The organism is Planobispora longispora (genome assembly GCF_016863135.1).
GTDB lineage: Bacteria > Actinomycetota > Actinomycetes > Streptosporangiales > Streptosporangiaceae > Planobispora > Planobispora longispora.
Genome location: NZ_BOOH01000003.1, coordinates 110,781 through 132,177, shown reverse-complemented (window position 1 = coordinate 132,177; position 21,397 = coordinate 110,781). Strand labels below are relative to the sequence as shown.

The 21,397-nt window shown below is 72.4% G+C and carries 22 protein-coding genes; 7 read left to right on the top strand and 15 right to left on the bottom strand.

Annotation, left to right across the window (positions count from 1 at the left end; all coding sequences use genetic code 11):
- The 5 genes from Plo01_RS02340 to der all read left to right on the top strand — a co-directional run.
- Positions 1 to 1,150 (top strand): pseudouridine synthase (locus Plo01_RS02340; RefSeq protein ID WP_203888778.1); only part of this gene is annotated, 1,150 nt, incomplete at its 5' end.
- Between the two features lie 116 nt (positions 1,151 to 1,266).
- The gene (gene aroH / locus Plo01_RS02335; protein WP_203888777.1) at positions 1,267 to 1,626 is read left to right on the top strand and encodes a chorismate mutase; all 360 of its coding nucleotides are present in this window, start codon (positions 1,267 to 1,269) and stop codon (positions 1,624 to 1,626) included.
- Positions 1,627 to 1,747: 121 nt separating this feature from the next.
- Positions 1,748 to 2,968, top strand: coding sequence for a prephenate dehydrogenase (locus tag Plo01_RS02330; protein ID WP_239315806.1), 1,221 nt, complete (start codon positions 1,748 to 1,750; stop codon positions 2,966 to 2,968).
- Between the two features lie 145 nt (positions 2,969 to 3,113).
- Positions 3,114 to 3,779 (top strand): (d)CMP kinase, encoded by a 666-nt coding sequence (cmk, locus tag Plo01_RS02325; RefSeq protein WP_203888775.1) that lies wholly within the window; start codon positions 3,114 to 3,116, stop codon positions 3,777 to 3,779.
- A complete protein-coding gene (gene der / locus Plo01_RS02320; RefSeq protein ID WP_203888774.1) occupies positions 3,776 to 5,200 on the top strand; it encodes a ribosome biogenesis GTPase Der in 1,425 nt (474 codons plus the stop codon). The genes cmk and der overlap by 4 nt, the downstream gene beginning before the upstream one ends.
- Positions 5,201 to 5,296: 96 nt before the next feature.
- On the opposite strand, the gene Plo01_RS02315 is transcribed toward der, so the two are convergent.
- From Plo01_RS02315 to Plo01_RS02300, 4 genes are all read right to left on the bottom strand, one after another.
- Positions 5,297 to 7,105 carry a multicopper oxidase family protein gene (locus Plo01_RS02315; RefSeq protein ID WP_203888773.1) on the bottom strand — a complete coding sequence of 603 codons (1,809 nt, stop codon included), beginning with the start codon at positions 7,103 to 7,105 and terminating at the stop codon, positions 5,297 to 5,299.
- Between the two features lie 63 nt (positions 7,106 to 7,168).
- A complete protein-coding gene (locus Plo01_RS02310; RefSeq protein ID WP_203888772.1) occupies positions 7,169 to 7,627 on the bottom strand; it encodes a DUF6220 domain-containing protein in 459 nt (152 codons plus the stop codon).
- Between the two features lie 124 nt (positions 7,628 to 7,751).
- Positions 7,752 to 8,795: an aldo/keto reductase gene (locus tag Plo01_RS02305; protein ID WP_203888771.1), complete on the bottom strand. Its 1,044-nt coding sequence runs from the start codon at positions 8,793 to 8,795 to the stop codon at positions 7,752 to 7,754.
- Between the two features lie 83 nt (positions 8,796 to 8,878).
- The gene (locus tag Plo01_RS02300) at positions 8,879 to 9,313 is read right to left on the bottom strand and encodes a PPOX class F420-dependent oxidoreductase (protein ID WP_203888770.1); all 435 of its coding nucleotides are present in this window, start codon (positions 9,311 to 9,313) and stop codon (positions 8,879 to 8,881) included.
- Between the two features lie 108 nt (positions 9,314 to 9,421).
- Between Plo01_RS02300 and Plo01_RS02295 the strand changes: the two genes are divergently transcribed.
- On the top strand, positions 9,422 to 10,288 hold the full coding sequence (locus Plo01_RS02295) for a helix-turn-helix transcriptional regulator (protein ID WP_203888769.1): 867 nt from the start codon (positions 9,422 to 9,424) through the stop codon (positions 10,286 to 10,288).
- A gap of 119 nt (positions 10,289 to 10,407) precedes the next feature.
- Here Plo01_RS02295 and Plo01_RS02290 read toward each other — a convergent pair whose 3' ends face one another.
- Positions 10,408 to 10,593: a hypothetical protein gene (locus Plo01_RS02290; protein ID WP_203888768.1), complete on the bottom strand. Its 186-nt coding sequence runs from the start codon at positions 10,591 to 10,593 to the stop codon at positions 10,408 to 10,410.
- Positions 10,594 to 10,780: 187 nt separating this feature from the next.
- On the opposite strand from Plo01_RS02290, the gene Plo01_RS02285 reads away from it, so the two are divergent.
- Positions 10,781 to 11,239, top strand: coding sequence for a MarR family winged helix-turn-helix transcriptional regulator (locus tag Plo01_RS02285; protein WP_203888767.1), 459 nt, complete (start codon positions 10,781 to 10,783; stop codon positions 11,237 to 11,239).
- Positions 11,240 to 11,243: 4 nt separating this feature from the next.
- Here Plo01_RS02285 and Plo01_RS02280 read toward each other — a convergent pair whose 3' ends face one another.
- The 10 genes from Plo01_RS02280 to Plo01_RS02235 form a co-directional block, all read right to left on the bottom strand.
- Complete coding sequence (locus Plo01_RS02280; protein WP_203888766.1) at positions 11,244 to 12,800, bottom strand: MFS transporter; 1,557 nt, start codon at positions 12,798 to 12,800, stop codon at positions 11,244 to 11,246.
- Positions 12,797 to 13,483, bottom strand: a complete 687-nt coding sequence (locus Plo01_RS02275; protein ID WP_203888765.1) for an LppX_LprAFG lipoprotein — start codon at positions 13,481 to 13,483, stop codon at positions 12,797 to 12,799. Before Plo01_RS02275 ends, Plo01_RS02280 begins: the two co-directional genes overlap by 4 nt.
- Before the next feature lie 60 nt (positions 13,484 to 13,543).
- Positions 13,544 to 14,008, bottom strand: a complete 465-nt coding sequence (locus Plo01_RS02270; protein ID WP_203888764.1) for a MarR family winged helix-turn-helix transcriptional regulator — start codon at positions 14,006 to 14,008, stop codon at positions 13,544 to 13,546.
- 55 nt (positions 14,009 to 14,063) lie between these two features.
- Entirely contained in the window at positions 14,064 to 14,822 is a 759-nt protein-coding gene (locus Plo01_RS02265; protein ID WP_203888763.1) for a 4'-phosphopantetheinyl transferase family protein, read from the bottom strand.
- Positions 14,823 to 14,866: 44 nt separating this feature from the next.
- Positions 14,867 to 15,673 (bottom strand): hypothetical protein, encoded by an 807-nt coding sequence (locus Plo01_RS02260; RefSeq protein WP_203888762.1) that lies wholly within the window; start codon positions 15,671 to 15,673, stop codon positions 14,867 to 14,869.
- Positions 15,674 to 15,676: 3 nt separating this feature from the next.
- Positions 15,677 to 17,038, bottom strand: coding sequence for an MCE family protein (locus tag Plo01_RS02255; protein ID WP_203888761.1), 1,362 nt, complete (start codon positions 17,036 to 17,038; stop codon positions 15,677 to 15,679).
- Positions 17,035 to 18,069, bottom strand: coding sequence for an MCE family protein (locus tag Plo01_RS02250; RefSeq protein ID WP_239315805.1), 1,035 nt, complete (start codon positions 18,067 to 18,069; stop codon positions 17,035 to 17,037). Before Plo01_RS02250 ends, Plo01_RS02255 begins: the two co-directional genes overlap by 4 nt.
- Before the next feature lie 95 nt (positions 18,070 to 18,164).
- Positions 18,165 to 19,313, bottom strand: coding sequence for an MCE family protein (locus Plo01_RS02245; RefSeq protein WP_239315804.1), 1,149 nt, complete (start codon positions 19,311 to 19,313; stop codon positions 18,165 to 18,167).
- Positions 19,310 to 20,335: an MlaD family protein gene (locus Plo01_RS02240; protein ID WP_203888760.1), complete on the bottom strand. Its 1,026-nt coding sequence runs from the start codon at positions 20,333 to 20,335 to the stop codon at positions 19,310 to 19,312. Before Plo01_RS02240 ends, Plo01_RS02245 begins: the two co-directional genes overlap by 4 nt.
- A complete protein-coding gene (locus Plo01_RS02235) occupies positions 20,335 to 21,393 on the bottom strand; it encodes an MCE family protein (protein ID WP_203888759.1) in 1,059 nt (352 codons plus the stop codon). Before Plo01_RS02235 ends, Plo01_RS02240 begins: the two co-directional genes overlap by 1 nt.
- Positions 21,394 to 21,397 lie beyond the last annotated feature (4 nt).

Genomic DNA, 21,397 nt, shown 5'->3' with positions numbered 1-21,397 from the left:
CGATGACCGTGGTGGCTACGGCTCCCGCGATGACCGCGGCGGGTTCCGTTCCGAGCGCCGTGACGACCGCGGTGGTTATGCCCCTCGCGATGACCGCGGTGGCTACGGCTCCCGCGACGACCGGGACTCCCGGTCCGCGGCCCCCCGCCACGAGGGGCGGGACGGCTCCCGGACCCGCTACGGCAGGACCGGCCGCAGGGACGAGATCCAGACGATCGGCGGCAAGCGCTCCGGGCAGTACGGCCAGGGCCGTACCGGCTCGAACCGCGCTCCGGCGGCGAAGGGCGGACGTCCGGGCGCGGCGAAGGCCGGGGGCAGGCCCGGCGCGATCGAGAACGACCGCTTCAAGACCGCCCGCCAGCCCATGCGGGACCCCGACTTCTACGACAGCGCCTACGCCGACGAGCGCGACACCACCGAGGTCCCGGGCGGCGTCCGGCTGCAGAAGGTGCTCGCCCAGGCGGGTGTGGCCAGCAGGCGCGCCTGCGAGGAGATGATCGGCGAGGGCCGCGTCACGGTCGACGGCCAGGTGGTCCGCCGCTTCGGCGCGCGCGTCGACCCGGCCAAGCAGGTCATCCACGTGGACGGCAAGCGGCTGCCGACGATGCCCGACCTGGTCTACTTCGCCATCAACAAGCCGATCGGCGTCGTCAGCACCATGTCCGACCCGGAGGGCCGCCCGTCCCTGGCCGACTACGTGGCCGACCGCACCGAGCGCCTGTTCCACGTGGGCCGTCTCGACACCGAGACCGAGGGCCTGATCCTGCTCACCAACGACGGCGAGCTGGCCAACCGGTTGACCCACCCGAGCTACGGCGTGCAGAAGAAGTACTGGGCGAAGGTCCCCGGCCGGATCAAGCCCGAGGTGGGCCGCCGCCTGAAGAAGGGCATCGAGCTGGAGGACGGCATCGCCAAGGCCGACTCCTTCACGCTGGTCCAGGAGCACGGGCAGCAGTCGCTGGTCGAGATCGTCCTGCACGAGGGCCGCAAGCACATCGTCCGGCGCATGCTGGAGGAGGTCGGGCACCCGGTCATCGACCTGGCCCGCATCGAGTTCGGCCCGGTCAAGCTGGGACGTCTCAAGCCCGGCACCGTCCGCACGCTGACCGTCAAGGAGGTCGGCGAGCTGTACGCCGCCGTCGGGATGTAACCTTCCGGAATACATAGAAGGCTTCCGGAATATCCGGAAAATATAAAGCACAGATATCCGGGACACGCCGGATCGCCCCCTCGGCGGTCCGGCGTGAACGGTATGAAGGAGCCACGATGGTGCGGGCGATCCGCGGCGCGATCCAGGTCGAGGGCAACGACCGGGACGCCATCCTGTCCGGAGTCACCGAGCTGGTCAGCGAGGTGATGGAGCGCAACTCCCTCACCACCGACGACGTGATCAGCGTGATCTTCACGGCGACCCCCGACCTGACCGCGGAGTTCCCGGCGCTGGCCGCCCGCAAGCTCGGCTTCCACGACGTCCCGCTCATCTGCGCCTCCGAGATCGACGTCCCCGGCGCGCTGCCCCGCGTGGTGCGGCTGATGGCCCACGTGGAGACCGGCAAGCCCCGCCAGGAGATCCAGCACGTCTACCTGCGGGGCGCGGTGGCCCTCCGCGTGGACATCGCCCAGTGACCTCCCCATGCCCTCTCCCGGTCCCGGCCGTCTCTCGCTTCCCCGCGTCCGAGGAGTCTCCCGTGAGCGAGCGAGTCACGGACACGGCGGCGTCGCGAACGCGACCGGTGAAGGAGGACGTGTGAGCGGCCCGGAGAGCGTCCTCATCGTCGGCACGGGACTGATCGGCACCTCGATCGCCCTGGCCCTCCGCGAGCAGGGCGTCACCGTCTACCTGACCGATCGCGACCCGGCGACCGTACGGCTGGCCAGCGAGCTGGGCGCGGGCGTCGAGTGGAATCCCGGACGCCCCGCCGACCTCGACGCGGACGCCGCGTGGTACCCGGGACGGCCGGTGGACCTCGCGGTCATCGCCGTCCCGCCGGACCTGGTCGCCGAGCAGCTCGCCCGGCTCCAGCGGGCCGGGGCCGCCCGGTTCTACACCGATGTGGCCAGCGTCAAGGCCCTGCCGATCCGGCAGGCCGAGGCCCTCGGCTGCGACCTGACCGCCTACGCCGCCGGGCACCCGCTCGCGGGCCGGGAGCGCTCCGGGCCCGCCGCGGCCCGCGCCGACCTGTTCCTCGGACGTCCGTGGGCCCTGTGCCCGACCGAGCAGACCTCGCCCGACGCGGTGGAGGCCCTGCGCGGGCTGATCAAGCTCTGCGGCGGCGAGCCCGTCGAGGTGGACGCCGTCCAGCACGACAGGGCCGTCGCGCTCGTCTCGCACGCCCCGCACGTGGCCGCCTCCGCGGTGGCCGCCCGCCTCGCCGACGCCCCGGCCACCGCGCTCGGCCTGGCCGGGCCGGGGGTCCGCGACGTCACGCGCGTCGCGGCCGGGGACCCGGACCTGTGGACCGGCATCCTGTCGGGCAACGCGCTCCCGGTGGCCGACGTGCTGGAGGCGGTGGCGGCCGATCTGGCGGCCGCGGCCACCGCGCTGCGCGCCTTCGCCGAGTCGTCCCCGGCCTCCACGGAGTCGTCTCCGGGGCCCACCGAGTCGTCCCCGCCTTCCGAGGCGTCCGCCGTGCCCGCCTCCGCGCCCGTCCCGGCCTCGCCGGGCGGCGCGGCCATGAGCACGGTCACCGACCTCCTGCGGCGGGGCGTCACGGGCACCGACCGGATCCCCGGCAAGCACGGCGGCCCGGCCCGCACCTACACGGTCATCCAGGTCATCATCGGCGACCGCCCGGGAGAACTGGCCCGGCTGTTCCAGGTGGCCGAGGAGACCGGCGTCAACATCGAGGACGTCCGTCTGGAGCACGCCCCGGGCCTGCCGCTGGGCGCCGCCGAGCTGTTCGTGCAGCCGGAGGCGGCGGACACGCTCTCGGCGGCCCTGCGCGCGCACGGCTGGCACCTGCCCTGACCGACCCGGCCGCCCGGCCTTCGGTGCTCCGGCGCCGCCCGCTCCCGGTAGCCTCGTACGGACAACTCAAGCGGGTGGTGGACCGCCTGCGGGCCTCCGGCGGGAGCCGGGCGCCGGCGAGGCGGTTACGAGCGGAGCGAGCCAGATGAACACGGTGACCGGGCTGGTCGTCGCCATGGACGGACCTTCGGGGTCGGGCAAGTCGAGCGCGTCACGGGGGGTCGCGCGGGCGCTGGGACTGAGATATCTCGACACCGGGGCGATGTACCGGGCGATCACCTGGTGGATGCTCCGGCAGGGCGTCGACCTGGACGACCCGGCGGCCATCGCGGCCAGGGCGGCGGAACCGGTGCTCACCATGGGCACCGACCCCGACGCCCCGTCGGTGGCCGTGGACGGCGCCGACGCCGCCGGGCCGATCCGGACCGCCGAGGTGACCGGCGCGGTCTCCGCGGTGAGCGCGGTGCCCGAGGTGCGCCGCAGGCTCGTCGCCGAGCAGCGTGAGATCATCGGGGCGGGCGGCATCGTCGTCGAGGGCCGCGACATCGGCACCGTGGTCGCGCCCGACGCGCCGGTCAAGATCTACCTGACCGCGAGCGCGGACGCCCGGGCGGCCCGCCGTACGGCGGAGCTGACCGGCACCACGGTGGAGGCGCAGAAGGCCGCGATGGCCCGGCGTGACACCCTGGACTCGACGCGGAAGGCCGACCCGCTGGCGATGGCGTCCGACGCCGTCGAGCTGGACACCACCCCGCTGAACCTCGACGAGGTCATCGCCGAGGTACTACGCGTGATCAAGGAAAAAGTGTGACTGGGGAATACGACGACGACCGCGGCTGGATCGACGCTGAGCTCGCCGATCTGGGGACCGAAGACAGCTCGTCGGACGAGGCGCCGGACGCAGGTCCGCTGCCCGTCCTGGCCGTGGTGGGCCGCCCCAACGTGGGCAAGTCCACTCTGGTCAACAGGATCATCGGCCGTCGCGAGGCGGTCGTGGAGGACGTCCCGGGCGTGACCCGGGACCGGGTGACCTACGAGGCCACCTGGCGGGGCCGCCGGTTCACGGTGGTCGACACCGGCGGCTGGGACCCCGACGCGACCGGCATGGCCCTGCGGATCGCCGAGCAGGCGCAGATCGCGGCGGAGCTGGCCGACGTCATCCTGTTCGTGGTGGACGCCACCGTGGGCGTGACCGACTCCGACGAGATCGTCGGCCACGTGCTGCGCGGCTCCGGCAAGCCGGTCATCCTGGCCGCGAACAAGGTCGACAACCAGCAGATGGAGCTGGAGGCCGCCGCGCTGTGGTCGCTCGGCCTGGGCGAGCCCCAGCCGGTCTCGGCGCTGCACGGCCGCTCCAGCGGCGACCTGCTCGACGTGGTGCTCGACAAGCTGCCCGAGACGCCGCCGCAGCGCTTCGGCGCCGAGCGGGGCCCGCGCCGGGTGGCGCTGCTCGGCAAGCCCAACGTGGGCAAGTCCTCGCTGCTGAACAAGCTCCTCGGCGAGGAGCGCGTGCTCGTCGACCCGATGGCCGGCACCACCCGCGACCCGGTGGACGAGCTGGTCGAACTCGGCGGGAAGACCTGGCGCTTCGTGGACACCGCGGGCATCCGCCGCCGTGACCGCGAGCTCAAGGGCGCCGACTTCTACGCCAGCATGCGCACCAGGGGAGCGCTGGAGCGCTCCGAGGTGGCGATCGTCCTCATCGACGCCAGCGAGGTGCTGACCGAGCAGGACCTGCGGATCATCTCCCTGGTGATCGAGTCCGGCCGGGCCATGGTCGTGGCGTTCAACAAGTGGGACCTCCTCGACGAGGACCGCCGCCACTACCTGGAGAAGGAGATCGACCGCCAGCTCGTCCGCGTGCCGTGGGCGCTGCGGGTCAACATCTCCGCCAAGACCGGCTGGCACGTCGACCGGCTCGTCCCGGCGATCGAGAAGGCGCTGGACTCCTGGTCCACCCGCGTGCCGACGGCCCGCCTCAACGCCTTCCTGACCGACCTGGTCGCGGCGACCCCGCCGCCGGTCCGCGGCGGCAAGCAGCCCAAGATCCTCTTCGCCACCCAGGCGGCGACGGAACCGCCGAAGTTCGTGCTGTTCACCTCGGGCTTCCTGGAGGAGACCTACCGCCGCTTCATCGAGCGGCGCATCCGCGAGGAGTTCGGCTTCGCCGGGTCCCCGCTGGAGGTCACGATGAAGATCCGCGAGAAGAAGCAGGCGCAGAAGAAGAAGTGACGGGTCCCGGCGATCCCGGTGCGCGAGCCGTACAGGACGTTCCTGTACGGCTCGCGCCGTTCTCACCGGCCGCGGCGCCCCCGGGCCGGGCGGCGTTCACTCGGGGTGGTTGCCCGAGGCGTGGCCCGCGTCGTAGGGGGTCGTGACGCCCTCGTAGGCCAGGTGGAAGGTCATGCCGAGGGCCGCGTGGCCCAGATCGTGGCAGTGGGACATCCAGATGCCCGGGTTGTCGGCGCGCAGCGCGACCTCCCAGACCTCGCCGGGACCGACGTCGAAGGTGTCGGTCCACACCGGGCCGCCGGCCGGGACGCCGTTGCGGGACAGCACCAGGACGTGGTGCCCGTGCGGGTGCATGGGGTGGGTGTCCCTGCCCCGGTTGGCCACGGTGATCTTCACCAGCTCGCCCTCCCGGACGACGGGCGCGGGGATGTTCGGCCAGACCGCGCCGTTGACCGTGTGGGCGAGGGTCGGCACGCCGTCGAGCACGGCCGGCCCCCGGTCCAGCACCCAGGTGATCTCCCGGTCGAAGGGGCCGGGATCGGGCGTGCCGCCGGTGCCGTAGGCGGTGACGTCCAGCAGGGGGCCTGAGGCGGGCGGCGGGGCGGCGCCCGAGCCCGGGGTGACGAGCACGCCGAGGTCGGCCCGGTCGTCTGCGGAGAGCAGGACGGGCGTGGCGGGCATGGTGAAGGTCAGGTCGTGGCGACCGCCCGCGGCCAGCCGCACCCGCTCGCCGGTCACCTCGCGGGCCGCGGGCAGGTCCCGGCCGTCCACGGCGGCGATCCGGTACGGCGCGCCGCTCACGCCCAGGATCCGCGGGGCGTTGTCGGTCCCGGTGACGCGCAGCCGGACCGGGGTCCCGGGGGAGACGCGGAGCGGGGCCAGGCCGTCGGCGGGGGGCCGGTCGTCGACGGCGGCGGTCGGGACGCCGCCGAGCACGTGGACGGAGACCGTGTGGTCGGAGACCCCGGCGGGGGGCTCCGCGGCGGAGGACTCCGAGGCCGGGGATTGCTGCGGGGACTCCGATTTCGCGGAGTCCTCCTCCGGAGCGGGCGCGGGGCCGACGACGAGCATGCCGTACAGGCCCATGCGGACGGCCGGGTCCGACAGGTCGTGGCTGTGGTACCAGTAGCTGCCGGCGTCCTCGGCCGGGAACCGGTAGACGAACTCGCCCCCGGGCCGGACCGCGTCCTGGGTGACTCCGGCCACACCGTCCTCTCCCACGGGGACGTCGTAGCCGTGCCAGTGCAGGGTCACGCCGAGATCGGGCATCGCGTTGCGCAGCCGTACCTCGACCAGCTCGCCCTGCCGGACCCGGAGCGTCGGGCCGGGCGCCCTGCCGTCGAAGGTCCACGCCTCGACCTGTTTCCCGGAGCCCAAGGTGATGGTCGCGGGCCGGGCGGTGAGGGTGAAGCGGCGGATCTTCGCTCCGGTGACCGGCCCCCGCAGATCGGTCACCGGTTTCGCGTCCGCGACCGGGCGGGCGCCTGAGCCGGAGTGGTGCGCGCCGAGGTTGAGCCGGTCCGGGACCCTGCTCGACCAGGCCGACAGCCCGGCCCAGACGACGGCGGAGCAGAGCACGGCGACTCCCGCCGTCGTGCTCCGGTGCCCTCGCCTCCGGGCTCGGATCCGGTTCGGGCGCGCCTCCGCGGACGAAGGGCCGGCGGGGGAGGAGAGGCGGTGGTGGGTGATGACGGTGGCGGTGGCCACCAGGGCGACCAGGAAGGCGGCGGTGACCGGGGAGACGGGGTAGGAGGCCGTGAGGGCGGCCAGGACGCCGGCGAGGGCGATCAGGCGGGTACGGCGGTCGCGGCGGGACATCACCGTGGCCGCCCCCGCGCCGAGCCAGAGCGCGGCGACCAGAGCGAGCACGATGTGGTCGAGGGCGAGGAGCTGAGCGGTGGTCATCGCTTCTTCGGGATCTTCGGGAATCTGCCGGAGGGGACCTTCGGGGTTCGCGGGCGGAAGTGCTCAGGAACGGGCGGCGGCGACGGGGACCCGGCCGGTCAGGGCGGCGGTGGCCGGGCTCCTGGCCTCGCGGAGGACCGTCACCGAGGCCCACAGCAGGAACAGGCCGAGAACGGCGTGGAAGCCGAGGACCACGTGGGAGGCGGTGGTGGTCCGGGTGGCGTCGGCGCCGGCCAGCTCGGCCAGCGGGAAGATCACGAAGATCTGCGCGGCGGCGATGCCCAGCGGGGCGATGCTCAGCCAGATCAGCTTGGCGCCCGACCGGGTGACGGCGGCCGCGATCGTGGTGATCAGGGACACGACGGGGATGACGAAGAGGCCGTTGAGCACGTGCGGCCCCATGGCGCCGAAATCGCCCGGGGTCGGCAGCGGACGCTGGAAGGCGCCGAAGGTGGCCAGGTAGAACTGGACGAGCACGGCCAGCAGCAGGATGGCGGCGAAGCTGAGAAAGACCTTGCGCATGGAGGTGTCTCTCCTCGGGATCACTGTCGGATGTGTGGTCCCAACAGTGATCCCGGCTTCTTGGCAGCTACTTGGCGGGTTCTTGACGCGATCTCGCCGGAGCCGCCAAGTGGCCGCCGGAGCCCTATCGGGCGGGCGACCGGCCGGGACCGCCTCCCGGTCCGCCGAGCCCTGCGACCGCCTCGCCGAACACCCACGGATCGGCCTCGCACTCGGCGATGAAGTCGCCGGGGAAGCCCGGCTCGAACCCCGCCGCCGACTCCAGCAGCCGGATCGCCTCCTCGGGGAGGACGACGCCGGCCGCGCCCAGGTTCTCGGTGAGCTGCTTGACGTCACGGGCCCCGACGATCGGGTGCACGGCGGCGGAGCGGGCGCGGGTCCAGGCGATCGCCACCTGGGCCGCCGTGGCGCCCAGGTCGTCCGCCACCCGCCGTACGGCCCGCGCGACCGCGTGGTCGCGCGGGGTGAGGGCCGAGGGGTCGACCCGGGTGCCCGCGCCCGGCGCCTCCGCGTCGGTGAACTTCCCGGACAGCACACCGCCGGCGAGCGGCCCCCACGCGGCGACGCTCATCCCGAACGCCTCGGCCATCGGCAGCAGCTCCCGCTCGATGTCGCGTTTGAGCAGGTTGTACGGCACCTGCAGGCCCGCGAACGGGGTCCAGCCCCGCCACTCGGCCAGAGTGTTGGCCTGGGAGACGATCCACGCGGGAGCATCGGAAATGCCGACGTACAGCACCTTCCCGGCGCGCACCGCGTCGTCCAGCGCCCGCATCGTCTCCTCGATCGGGGTGCGGCGGTCCCACAGGTGAACCCAGTACAGGTCGATGTAGTCGGTGCGCAGCCGCCGGAGGCTGTTCTCCAGCGACAGCACGAGGTTCTTGCGGTGGTTGCCGGCGGCGTTCGGGTCGTGGCGGTCGCGGGAGAGCGTGTACTTGGTGGAGACGACGAACCGGTCGCGGCGGCCGGTGAGGAGCTCGCCGAGGACGTCCTCGCTCTCGCCGTACGCCGAGGCCGTGTCGATGACGTTGCCCCCGGCGTCGGCGTAGGCGTCGAGCATGGCGCGATACTCCGGCAGGGCGTCGGGGCCGCCGCGCTCATAGAAGGTCATCGCGCCGAAGAACAGCTCGGACACCCGCAGGCCGGTCCGGCCCAGCAGTCGGTAACGCAAAGAAGATCCTCTTTCTCGGGTCTCGGGTCTCGGGTCTTCCGGGTTCACCGGAACCGCGCGGGCGTCGCGCGGACCGCGCCGTCTCAGGACACGTCGCGTGCCGACATCTCGTAGGAGCCGTTGTCGATGCCCCACGACAGGATCCGCCGCGGGCGGATCAGGATCCACGCGGGATCGAACGGGAACGGCGCGCCGAGGCGCTCGCCCACCCGCTCCCCGCCCTCGTCGTACGTCTCCGCGTGCCCCCGGATCTCGATCCCGCGCGGCGTCCACGGGTCCACGGCCGCGATGTCGTCGATGACGAAGGCCACGTCGGGGTGGTCCCGGGCGTCGCGGAACTTCTTGCTCCCCGCCATGCCGGTGCCGGCGGCGCCGCCGATCACGATCGCCTCGGCCTCGGGATCGTAGACGACCCCCACCGGCCGGACCGCCGGCCGGCCGTCCCGGCCGACCGTGGCGAGGCGTCCCAGCGGCTGCTTGGTCAGGTAGGCGACTTCGCCGTCGGTGAATGCGCTCATGGGAACGAGCCTGCCGGGCCGGTCTCCGGACAGGGAGGCCGCGGTGAGACTGGCCCCGGCGGGGCCACGATCGCTTCGGGCCGTCGCGCGCCGAATAGACTCCCCGCCATGGGAGGCAACGGATCGGCCGCCACGGGAGGCAACGAGCTGGGCGCGTTCCTGCGCTCCCGGCGGGAGGCCGTCGTGCCGGCCGCCGTGGGGCTCCCCGGCGGCTCGCGCCGCCGCACCCCCGGACTGCGCCGGGCCGAGCTGGCCACGCTCGCCGGGGTCAGCGTTGAGTACCTCACGCGGCTGGAGCAGGGGCGCGACCGCCGTCCCTCCGGCGAGATCCTCGCCGCGCTCGCCGACGCGCTGGGCCTCTCCCCCGACGAGCGGATCCACCTCCACCGCCTCGTCAAGGCGACGACGGGCGGCGCCTGCCAGAACGTCGCGCCGCCGGCCCGCACGGTGCGGCCCACGGTTCGGGCGCTGCTGGACCGGCTCGAACCGGCTCCGGCGCTGGTGGTGAACCAGCTGGGCGAGCTGCTCGCCTTCACGGCGGGGTACGGCCGGCTCGCGGGCCCGCTCGGCCTGCTGGAGGCAGCCCCTCCCGGCCTCCCCAACCTCACCCGGTTCGTCTTCACCGACGCCCGGGCGCGCGAGGCCTTCCCCGACTGGGACCGCGTCGCCGACGAGCGGGCCGCCGATCTCAGGGCCGCGGCGTCCCTCGGCGACTTCCACGCGGCGGTTCTCGCCGAGGAGCTGACCGCCGCCGCCGGCTCCCCGTTCAGCGGCCGCTTCGCGGTCCAGGGCGCGCTCCCCGGGCGTACGGGCGTCGAGCGGTGGGCGCACCCCCTGGCGGGCGAGCTGCTGCTGGCGTACGAGAGCCTGGAGGTGTCCGGCGCCGGCGAGCAGCGCCTGATCGTCTACCTCCCGGCCGACGGCGCCACCGAGACGGCCCTCGACCTCCTGAACCGGCGCCTCCCCGTCTCCTGACCGCGCCGCGGCCTCCCACGGCCCGGCCGATCTCCGCGGTCCGGCGTGAAGCGATCTCGACGCCGTCACGGACTCGGCGACCGGCCCGCAGGATCCGCCGCCTCCGGACCCCGGGCGGGTCAGGTCTCCGTGATCATGACGATGACGAGGCCGACGAGGTGGATCAGCACGATGAACACCATGATGGCGATGAACAGCCATTTGGCGGGACCGTGCTCGAAGTGCTTGTCCCCCTTCAGGGGCGGGCGCTGCGCCTGGCGGTCGGCGATCCGCTCCTCCAGGCTCTTTCGCTTCTGGCGTGCCATGGCGGGCTCCTCGGCGGCGGGCGACGGACGGTGTCGGGTTTGTTATTAAGAGTCCGGTTCCTCCTGCCCTTTTCGGGCCAGGGGAACCGGAGGGGGAGGGGCGGTCGGGTTGACCATTAATCATTAGTCCACTAACTGTTAGTGTACTAAAAGGGATAGTATGGGAGGACTGCTGACGGAGGTGCGAATGAGTGACATTGGTGACATTGCCGATCCGCTGTCGCTGGAGAATCAGGTCTGCTTCGCCCTGGCCGTCGCCTCGCGATCGGTGATCGGCCTGTACCGGCCGGTGCTGGAGCCGATGGGGCTGACCCACCCGCAGTACCTGGTGATGCTGGCGCTGTGGCAGCGCGCGCCGCTGTCGGTCAAGGACCTCAGCCGCCTGCTGCAGCTCGAGCCCGCCACGCTGTCACCGCTGCTCAAGCGCCTGGAGGCCGCCGGACTGATCGAGCGCCGACGTTCCCGCGCCGACGAGCGCTCGCTGGCGGTGACCCTGACCGGCGAGGGACGCGCGCTGCGCGAACAGGCCGAGAAGATCCCCGCGGCCATCGTCGAGCGCCTGGGAATGGACGTGGCCGAGCTCCAGGGCCTGCACCAGGCGCTGACGCGGGTGATCGCCGCGGCCGGCGGCGCGCGTCCGGGCTGACGGCTCAGGCGGACGCCGGGACCGGCCCGTCGGCCTTCCTGCCGGGCAGCAGCAGCGCGACCAGCACGCCCGCGGCGCACAGGCCCGCGGTGATCAGGAAGATCTCGCTGTACTCGGTGTGCAGGGCGGCCCGCACCAGCGCCTCGTACTCCGCCAGCTGCTTGGCGTAGACATCGGGTTCCACGCCGAACGGCAGCGGCGTGTCCAGGTGGGCGGTGAGCGACTGGAAGCGGTGGAAGCCCCAGGCGGACAGGCCCGCCACGCCCAGCAGCATGCCCATCATCCGGGCCACGACCACCGCCGCCGACGCCACGCCGTGCTGGGCGGCCGGTACGGCGCGCAGCACCGCGGAGGAGACCGGCGCGATAACCACGCCGAGGCCGAGCCCGGCCACCACCAGGTCGACGTCCATGCGGTATCCCGCGGAGGCCAGATCCAGCGGCCACTGGCCGATGCGGACGTATCCGACCGCGGCCACGGCCAGCCCGGCGACCGCCACCGGGCGCTCGCCGTACCGGTGGGCCAGCCACCCGCCGAGCAGGGCCGCCACCGAGAGCGCGATGAGGAAGCGGGACAGCACCAGCGCGCCGTCCAGCGTCTCCAGCTTCAGCAGCGTCTGCGCCGACAGCTGCACGTCCACGAGGGTGACCAGCAGCGCCGCCCCGGTCAGGAAGCTCACCCCGAGCGTGGCGAAGAACGGGCCGCGCAGCACCCCGGCCATCTCCACCAGCCGGGTCCGGGCGCGCATCTCCCACAGCACGAACGCGACCCCCGCCGCCGCCCCGGCGGCGATCAGCGGCAGGCCCCACGGGGGCAGCACGGACTCACTCGGGTCGGGGTTGTAGAGCCCGGCCACCAGCAGGCCCAGCGACAGGGCCAGCAGCAGGCCGCCGGCCACGTCCACCCGGGCGGGCGGGGCGCCGTTCCGCACGGGCGGCGGCACCGAGCGGTGGACGAACACCGCCGCCACGGCCACCAGCGGGATGTTCAGCCAGAAGATCGACCGCCAGCCGCCCAGCTGGACGCCGCCCAGCTCCAGGGTGACCGGGACCAGAGCGGCCAGGCCCGCGCCGTACAGCGGGCCCAGGACGCTGCCGAGCTCCTGGGCGGCGCCGACCGCGCCGAGGGCGACCGGGCGGCCGCGTTCGTCCCACAGGTCGCCGATCAGCGCCATGGTGATCGGCAGCAGGGCGCCGCCCGCGATGCCCTGCACGGTGCGGCCGGCGACCAGCCAGGGGACCGTCTCGGCGAGCGCGGTGACGACCGAGCCGATCGCGAAGCCCGCCAGGCACAGGTGGATGAGCGGGCGTCTGCCGTACCGGTCGGAGAGCTGGCCGAGCAGCGGCATGGCCGCGATGTAGCCGAGCAGGAAGCCGGTGACGATCGGGGTGGCCCGCTCCAGGTGGTTCTGCGGGACGTCGAGGTCCTCGGCGATGTCGATCAGGACGGTGACGACGACGTAGGCGTCCAGCGCGGCCAGCAGCACGGCGGTGCCGCCGACGCCGAGGGCGACGCGCCGCCGGACGGCCCCGTCGCGGTCGAGGAGTGCGGGGGAGGTCACGGCGTCGCTTCCGCCGGGGGCGTCACCTGGACCGGCACGTCGTAGTCGGTGAAGGTGACGATCACCTTGCCGCCGTTCAGCGGAAGGTCCGCCTTGAGCAGGCGGCTGGTGGCCTTGTCGATCCAGAGGGTGCCGTTCACGCTCTGCGTGAGCCCCGGCACCATGGTGGCGAGGATCTGCTGGGAGAGCGTGGCCGAGACCCGGTAGGCGTCGGCGCCGCCGACCTTCTCCTCACCCTGCGCCTTCGGGTCCAGCGCGTTGGACAGGAGCTGGACGACCCCCTTGGCCGGGTTGAGGATGGCCGAGGGGTCGTAGATCGCCGAGAGCTGGGACCGCGACATCTTCTGGAAGCCGCCGGTCACCCCCTTGAAGTGCACGGTGTCTCCCACCAGGAAGAACTCGATCTCCAGCAGGCTGCCCGCCATGTCGACCTGGATCGTTCCGTCGGCGTCACCGCCCGCGCTGAGCCGGCCCGCCGCCTTCTTCACCTGGACCGCGGGACTGCCCTCGGTCTCCATGGTGAACGCGGTGGACTTGACCGTCCGCATCGCCTCCGCGGACTTCTTGACCAGGTCGGGACCGCCGGGGAGCGCGGCCGTCCCGTCGGAGCCCCCGCCGGTGCAGGCGGTGAGCAGGGAGAGCGCGGAGATCACCGCGGCGATGAAGATCCGTCGAGCAGACATGGCCGGATCGTAGCGAGCGCCCGGTCACCTAGGGGAGGACACTGCGGTATCGGTTTCGCTTCACCGCAGGCTCTTGAGGTGCTTGACCACCGGGGCGTAGGACGCCTCCAGCTCGTGGAGCTGGTCGTCGGTGAGCAGGTCGATGAAGTGCTCGCGCACGTTCGTCACGTGGTGCGGCGCGACCTTCTGGATGGTCTGCCAGCCGTGCTCGGTGAGCACGGCGAAGGTGCCGCGCCGGTCGTCGGGGCAGGTCTCCCTGGAGACCAGGTCGGCCGCCTCCATCCGGGAGATCTGGTGGGACAGGCGGCTGCGCGACTGGATGGTGGCGTCGGCCAGGTCGCTCATGCGCATGCGGTGGCCGGGGCTCTCCGAGAGGTTGACGAGGATCTCGTAGTCGTTCAGGGAGAGCCCGAACGCCTGCAGCTCGCGGTCGAGCCGGTGCTCAAGGAGCTTGTGCGCGGCGAGGTGAGTGCGCCAGGCCCGCTGTTCGAGCGGACTGAGCCACCGGGGCTCCTCGGTGTTCATGAAACGAACCTACCTCAGACGATGACACCGGTATTTCCCCGGCGAGGGGAGACCGTCACCCTCCGGCGCCCTCGCCGAAGGTGACAGGATGGTCGGAGATCACGCAGACCATTACATCCTGGTCCGCCAGTCCTCTCGCGTCCTGCGCCTCCGCCGTCTCCTCCGGGCTTCTCGCGTCCTGCGCCCCCGCCGCGGCCTCCGGGCGCCCGGAGGAGACCGCGGGAGCGGCCCGCCACTCCAGCAGGTGCCTGCCCTCCCACTCCAGGGCGCGGGGCTCCCCGGCGGAGTCCAGGGGCAGCGCGGACAGATCCGTCGCGCGCAGGGCGTCCAGGGTCAGCTCCCCGCGCTTGACGAGCGCCTCCTTGCGGACCCACAGGCGGATCAGCGTGTCGTTGTCGCGGACCAGGGGCTGTTCCACGCCGCTCAGGATCTGGGCGGCCAGGTCCTCGTTGAGGGGGCCGGGAGGGACGCGCTCGGCGTCCACGCCGACCCGGCCGGGCCCCGCCGCCGCGCACACGTACCCGTGGCAGTGGCTGAGGCTGACGCCGAGCCGGGGGATCTCCGCCAGGTACGGCCTGCCGTGCCCGGGGCCGTGGTACTCGCAGATCTGCAGCAGGGTCAGCCGGTCCTCGGGCACGCCGGTGAGCCGGGCCGCGCACCGCCGTACGAGGACGTGGGCCGCGACGAAGTCACGGCGGTCGGACTCCCGCACGAAACGCGCCGCCCGCTCGCGTTCGGTCTCGGTGAGCAGGGCCATCCCGGCGGGGGAGTAGATCTCGTCGGTGGGGGCGGCAAGCGCCAGGGAAGCGTGCACGAGGTCAGACTAGAGGTTCTAGCGATATATGGATTTATGTCCTGTCACTTGTCCTTCTTCTTGCCGGGGCTGGGAGAGGGCTCGGGCTGGGTGATCTCCTTGCCGTCCGGGTCCGTCAGGAGCTCGTCGGCGGCGCCCATCACCGTCGCGTCGTTCACCTTCCACTGGCCGCCGATCTTGATCAGGCCCAGCTCCATGTAGGTGCCGAGCAGGCGGCGGGTGCCCGCGGTGCTCTTCACCTGGGAGTCGACGATCGTGATGGCCTTGGCCCGCCCCTCGGCCACCTCGCCGACGTAGACGCCCCGGATCGAGGCCGTCGAGGACGCCCTCATCGCGGTGATCACGCTTTCGAGGGGGCTGAACGCCTGGTCGTAGGTCTTCTCGAAGTCCTCGCCCGACAGGTTGAACACGTGGTCCCGGTAGGTCTGGAGATCGTTGTAGTCGTAGGTCTGCAGCGCCACGGCGAACTCCCCGGCCCGGGTGGACACCGCGAGCCGCTCGGCCTTCTCGGTGGAGAGCCGGTCGGCCAGCCGGTCGGCCGACATCCACTGGATCACCCCGAAGGCCACCGCCCCCGCGGCCGCCATCGCCACGACCGCGCCGATCAACCGCCCCCGCCACGCCGCGAACCCCGCGAGCCTCCCGCCCGCAGACCCGGTCCCGTCCCCCTCAGCCGCCGCGTCCCCCTCAGCCGCCGCGTCCTTCTCGGCGGTCATGGCCTCCGCCGCCGCGTCCTCCTTCGCCGCCTCACTCCCGGCGGCGTCGTCCGCGTCCGGGACGGCGGCGGGCTCGGCGCGGTCCGGCAAGATCTCCTCGGCGAGGTCCTCGGTCCGCTGGGGGGTCGGGCTCATCTGCTACTCCTGTTCACGGCGGCGGGCGGCTCGGCCGACGATGATCCAGCCGAGCACGCCGCCGGAGACGACGACGGCAAGGAAGATCGCGACGACGAAGGGGGTGTAGTCCTGGGCGGAGCCGGCGCTCACATCGGCGTCGCCGGCCTCGGCGCGTCCCTGCGGTTCCCCGGTCTCCGGGCCCTCGGCCTCCAGCGGGCCCTCGCTCTCCTCCGGCGACGCGGACGACTCGTCCGACACGTCGTCGGTGATGTCGGACCCGTCGGGATGGGGACCGGTGTCCTCGTCCTCGTCGGTCCGCCTGTCGTCCGGGACCGGCGCGCCCTTGGGACAGGACCGGAGCTTCGGCGTGGCCGGCGGGGCCAGCGGCCCCCGGTACTCCTCGGCCACCTTGGGCCCGCCCGGGACGCTGAAGATGAACGTGACCCTTCCGTACAGGCCGCCGGCGTGCCTCTCGGTCGTGTCGGCCAGCAGGGCCTGGGTGGTCGGGACCGTCCGCAACAGGTGGCTGATGTGCGCCTGGTTGCGGGCGGTGAACACCACGCCCTGCCGCATCCCCGCCGCCATCAGCGTGCAGGACAGGCCGGGGCGCGCGACGTTGAGCAGGCGGTCCACCTGGCGGAAGAAACCCGGCCCGTGGTCGAGGAAGGCGTGCAGCTGCCGGCGCGAGTCCCGGATCGACCGGGTCACGCCCGCCAGATCCGTCACGCCCGACGCGAGCTCCTCCCGCTTGCCGGCCAACGTGCCGGTCAGCCGGGTCAGGTTCACCGACAGGTCGTCCAGCAGCCGGGTGTTCTCGGCGAGCGTGGTGGTCAGGTCGTGGGTGTTGTCCACGATCTCCCGGATCGACGTCGTACGGCCGTCCAGGCCCGCCGCCAGCTCGTTCACGATGGTCTGGGCGTCCTGCGGCGGCACCGCGTTCAGCAGCTTGCCGACCCCCTCGAACAGCCTGCGGTAGTCGAGCGGGACCGACGTGCTGGACAGCGGGATCGTCGCGCCCGGAGGCATGACCTCGCCCCCGACGCCGGCCTTCGGCGGGGAGATCTCCACGTACGGCTCGCCGATCGCGGACTTGCGGCGCACCTCGGCGGTGACGCCCCGGGGGATCCGCACCTCGCGGTCGATGCTCAGCGCCACCACGATCTTCCCGGGGGCCAGCGCCACGTCGTCGATCCGGCCGATCCGCACGCCGAGATAGGCCACGTCGAAGCCGCGCACCAGGCCGGGGGAGGAGACGAACTCCGCGTTGATCCGGTACGGCCGCTCGATGATGTCCAGCTTGATGATGCTGGTGAACGCCCACACGGTCATCACGACGCCGAGCACCGCGAAGAAGCCGAGGTTGATCCAGATGCGGTTCCTCATCGCGGCGGCTCCAGCAGCAGGCGGAAGTCATCCACTGAGTTGGGCGTCTTGGGCTTGTCGTCCGTCTTCGGCTTGGACAGCAGGATGCCCTTCAGCCAGACGTAGGTCAGCAGCTGGCCGTTGACCACGATCGGCGGCATGTCGATGAACCGCTGCACCCGGCTGATCAGGACCTTCAGATCCTCCTTGCCGCGAACCATCGACGTGGACACCCCGTCGAGCTCCCGCAGGAGCTCGCGCAGGCGGGCCGCGTGCCGGGGATAGACGGTGGCGTTCACCTCGCGCGCCAGGGCGGTCAGCTCCCTCAGCGTCTTCTTCACGTGCTTGCGGCCGTGGTTGAGGCGCGCGGTGGCGGCCTCGACGCTGCCGGGCAGCTTGTCCAGCTCGTCGCTGCCCTTGGCCAGCTCGTCGCCCAGCTTCGCCAGGCCGTCGATGGTGCGCGCCAGATCCCGGCGGGACTCGGCGTAGGCGGCCGTGACCTCGGTGGTCTGCCGCAGCAGCCGGTTGAGATCCTCGCCCTTGCCGCCGATGCCGGTCGCCGCCGCGTCCAGGATGGCGTTGACGTCCTGGGCGCCGAGCGCGTCGATCAGCGGCCCCGCCCGCTGGGTGACCTGCTCGATGTCCGGCTCGACCGACGTCTCCGAGATCGTCGCGCCGTCCGCCATGAACGGCCCGGTCGTCATGTCCTTGCCGGCGGGCAGATTCAGCTCGACGTAGTTCTCACCCAGGATCGACGTCTTGGCGACCGTCGCGGAGGTGCCCTCGGGCACCCGGTGGCCGTCCTCGACGGACATGGTGACCTTGGCCCGGTAGCCCTCCAGCCGGATGTCGGTGACGCTGCCCACCCGCACGTCGGAGATCTGCACGCTGTGCCCGACCACCAGGCTCTGCACGTCGTCGAAGGTCGCCACGAGGGTGAGATCCCCGGACGGCGCGCCGAAGGACTGCAGGCTGCACGCCGCCGCCATCGAGAGCGCCGCCAGCCCCGCCGCCGGCCTCGCCCACCGCGCCGCGCCGACCACTGCGCGCACTCCGCTCACCTCCGCCTGCTCACGGGTCGGTCGGTGAGCTCCGTTCGCTCCGCGGGCGGCTCGCTGCGCTGCGCCGACCACTGCGCGCACTCCGCTCACCTCCTTCCCTGCTGCCAGGGGCAGTTGCTCAGCTCACCCGGGAGACAGGGCACCTTGCCCAGGCCGAGCGCGTCGAAGAGGGGGGTCAGCCAGGCGCGGGTCATGGCGTTGAGCACGAGCCGGAACTTGAGCACGTGATGCTCCCTGTCCCAGGACATGACCATGTTGTCGACGAACTTGCGGGTCCCGGAGATGGCCTCGGCGGCCGACTCGCTGTTGACCTTCAAGGTGATCACCAGCTCGGCGAGGTTGGTCACGCCCCGGGGCAGCCTCACCTGGTAGGCCTCGACCAGCGCGTCACCCCGCTGGACGAACTCGGCCAGGCCGGTGACGAAGCGCCGCATGCGCTCCCGCTCGTCGGCCAGGGTGGCGCTGGCCTCGGCGAAGGCGTCGATGGTCGTCTTGACCTGGCTCTCGCGCTCGTTGAGCCTGGTGGCGATCTTGTTCAGGTTCCCGGCCAGCTCGATCAGCTGCTCGTCCTGCCCCGCGAGCGTCCGGGTCAGCGAGGCCGCGTCCTCCAGCGCCTCGTTGATCTGCCGGCCCCGGCCGCGGACGCTGTCGGCCAGGTTCCCGGCGACGTCGCCCATCTTGTCGGTGTCCAGGGCGTCGGTGAGCTTGGTGAACGCCTCCAGAGCGTCGTCGATCTCCACGGGCAGGTCGGTCCGCTCCAGCGGGATCACCGCGCCCGGCCGGATACGCGGCATGCCGGGTTTCCACGGCGGGTGCAGCACCACGTTCCGCTCGCCCAGGGTGTTCTGCGGGGCGACGATCGCCTGGACGTCCGCGGGCAGCGGGACCCCGCCGTCCACCACGAGGTCCGCGCGGACCCTGTCGCCCTCGACGGTGAGCTTCTCCACCGTCCCCGCGTCCAGGCCCATCACCTTCACCTTGGCCTGCTCGTACAGGGAGGGCGCGGCGGCGAAGTAGGCGGTCAGCCGGTACGGCCCCGCCCCGCCCGGCAACAGCGAGCACCCCCCGGTCCCGGCCAGCAGCACCCCCGCGAGCAGGATCGAGGTGAGCGCGCGCCGGAGCGGGCGCGCCGGGGCCGCCGGACGGGGCACGGAGGCCGCCGGACGGAGGATGGAGGTCGCCGGACGGAGGATGGAGGTCGCCGGCGGGGCCGCCGGACGGGTCGCGGGGGTCACCGGTCCCTCCTGTCGTTGCGGATGGCGCCGAGCACCTCGGGGTTGATCGGGCCGAGCCCGACGGCGATGGCGTCCACCCACGGCCCCTGGCCGCCGGTGGTGGCCAGCCCGGAGAAGGTGGGACCGACCCAGGTCAGCACCGTGTTGAGGCCCTTGGCGCTGGTGGAGTCGAGGCGGTTGCTGATCGCGGTCACGTCGTCGACCACCGCGATCAGGTTCTTCTCGTGCTCGGTGACCAGGTCGGAGATGCTGTTGACCAGGTCGCTGCCCTCGCCGAGGAAGGTCTTCAGCTCGTCCCGCCGGAGCCGCAGCTCGTTGAGCATGATCTCGATCGAGTCGATCAGCTGGTCGATCTGCTCGTCCTTGGACTCCAGCACAGAGATGATCTTGTTGCCGTTGTCCAGCAGCTTCCGCAGCTCGGGCTCGCTCTCGCTGATGACCTCCGACAGCTCGCCGATGTTGTCCAGCAGCCGGGTGACCCGGCCCTGCGGGGCGGGCTCCAGCTCCGACAGCTCCGACAGCAGCTTGTCGACGGCGTCGGTGTCGAGCCGGTCCAGCAGCCGGGTGGTGTCCTTGAGGGCGTCGGTGATCAGCGTCGGGGTGCTGGTCCGCTCCATCGGGATCCGCCGCCGCTCCTCGGGCAGTTCGTCCATGTAGGGCCGGGTGACCGGCCCGGTGAGCTTGATGTAGCGGCCGCCCAGCAGGTTGGAGAGGGTGATCTCGGCGCGGGTCTGCGGGCCGAGCCTGATCCCGTCGTCCATCTTCCAGGTGACCACGACGTGGCCCTTGGCGTAGTCGGCCCGGACCTCGGTGACCTTGCCGACGGGCACCCCCGCCACCCGCACGTCGTTGCCCGAGCGCAGCCCGGCCGAGTCCGGCAGGATCGCCGACATCGTGTAGCCGCCTTCCAGCAGCCCCAGGTTGCCGACCAGGAAGGTGACGAGCAGCACGGTGCCGAGGGTCGCCAGCGACACCAGGCCGACGACGATCTTGTTGCGGTCACGGAACGACTTGATCGCCATCAGGGCCCCACCAGGACTCGCCGCAGGCTCCCCGTGCTGGTGAGCTTCGTGCCGTTGCGCAGCGGCGGGGGAGTGCTCATCGGATACGGGCAGGGCAGCGGGCCCAGCGCCACGCAGGGCACCGCCGTGGTGACGAAGTGGCCCCGGCCGGTCACCTGGTACGAGCGCCGCAGCGGCGGGCCGAGCGTGTTGAGCACCTTCTCGATGGAGGAGATGTTGCGCCGGACGCCGCCGGTGAGCCGGGTCATGTGGTCGACCAGGCGGCCGAACTCCTCGGAGTTCTCGCCCAGCACCCGGTCGTTGACCCGGACCGTGGTGGACAGCTCCACCAGGGCCTCGTCGATCAGCTTGCGGTTGCGGGCGAACGCGCCGGTCAGCTCGACCAGGTTGTCCACGAGCCTGGAGATCTGCTTGTCCCTGCGGGCGACCACGCCGGTCACCGTGGCGTAGTCCTCCAGCAGCCCTTGGATGATCTTCTTGCGTTCGGCGATGGTGGTGGTCAGGGCGTCGAGGTTGTTCACCAGTTCCGGGATGTTCTTCTGGTTGCCGTCCAGCGCCTCGCCCGCGGCGGTGAGCAACTGGTTGATCTGCTCGGGGTCCAGGCTCCGGGTGAGCGGGCCCAGATCGCTGACCAGCTCGCCGATGTCGACCACCGAGCTGGTCCGCTTCACCCGGGCGCCGTCGGGCAGCGTGTCCCGCGCGGTCCCGGGCTCCAGGTAGATCACCCGCTGGCCGATGGTGTTGCGCCAGCGGACCGCGGCGGAGGTGTCGGAGGGGACCCGCACCGAGGCCTGCACGCTCAGGGTGACCTCGGCCCTGCCGTTGACCACCTCGATCGTGTCGACCTGCCCGACCGGCGCTCCGGCGATCTTCACCTGGTCGCCCGTGTGGAGCCCGGCGACGTCGTCGAAGGTCGCGACGAGGGTGTAGGTGTCGCCCACGCCCACCCGGGCGATCTGCGCGCCGATCACGACGATCAGCGTGACCGTCACCGCGAAGAACAGGCCGAACTTGCCCAGCGTCCAGCGCCGCTGGATCTGCTCTCTCGACCGGGCCATCCCC

Bases quoted from the DNA above. Each gene is read 5' to 3' on its own strand.
- Plo01_RS02260 (WP_203888762.1), bottom strand. From the start codon at position 15,673: ATGAGCCCGACCCCCCAGCGGACCGAGGACCTCGCCGAGGAGATCTTG.
- Plo01_RS02285 (WP_203888767.1), top strand. From the start codon at position 10,781: ATGAGTGACATTGGTGACATTGCCGATCCGCTGTCGCTGGAGAATCAG.
- cmk (WP_203888775.1), top strand. From the start codon at position 3,114: ATGAACACGGTGACCGGGCTGGTCGTCGCCATGGACGGACCTTCGGGG.
- Plo01_RS02315 (WP_203888773.1), bottom strand. From the start codon at position 7,105: ATGACCACCGCTCAGCTCCTCGCCCTCGACCACATCGTGCTCGCTCTG.
- Plo01_RS02240 (WP_203888760.1), bottom strand. From the start codon at position 20,335: ATGGCGATCAAGTCGTTCCGTGACCGCAACAAGATCGTCGTCGGCCTG.
- Plo01_RS02255 (WP_203888761.1), bottom strand. From the start codon at position 17,038: ATGAGGAACCGCATCTGGATCAACCTCGGCTTCTTCGCGGTGCTCGGC.
- Plo01_RS02300 (WP_203888770.1), bottom strand. From the start codon at position 9,313: ATGAGCGCATTCACCGACGGCGAAGTCGCCTACCTGACCAAGCAGCCG.
- Plo01_RS02275 (WP_203888765.1), bottom strand. From the start codon at position 13,483: ATGTCTGCTCGACGGATCTTCATCGCCGCGGTGATCTCCGCGCTCTCC.
- aroH (WP_203888777.1), top strand. From the start codon at position 1,267: ATGGTGCGGGCGATCCGCGGCGCGATCCAGGTCGAGGGCAACGACCGG.
- Plo01_RS02310 (WP_203888772.1), bottom strand. From the start codon at position 7,627: ATGCGCAAGGTCTTTCTCAGCTTCGCCGCCATCCTGCTGCTGGCCGTG.
- Plo01_RS02270 (WP_203888764.1), bottom strand. From the start codon at position 14,008: ATGAACACCGAGGAGCCCCGGTGGCTCAGTCCGCTCGAACAGCGGGCC.
- Plo01_RS02295 (WP_203888769.1), top strand. From the start codon at position 9,422: ATGGGAGGCAACGGATCGGCCGCCACGGGAGGCAACGAGCTGGGCGCG.
- Plo01_RS02290 (WP_203888768.1), bottom strand. From the start codon at position 10,593: ATGGCACGCCAGAAGCGAAAGAGCCTGGAGGAGCGGATCGCCGACCGC.
- Plo01_RS02235 (WP_203888759.1), bottom strand. From the start codon at position 21,393: ATGGCCCGGTCGAGAGAGCAGATCCAGCGGCGCTGGACGCTGGGCAAG.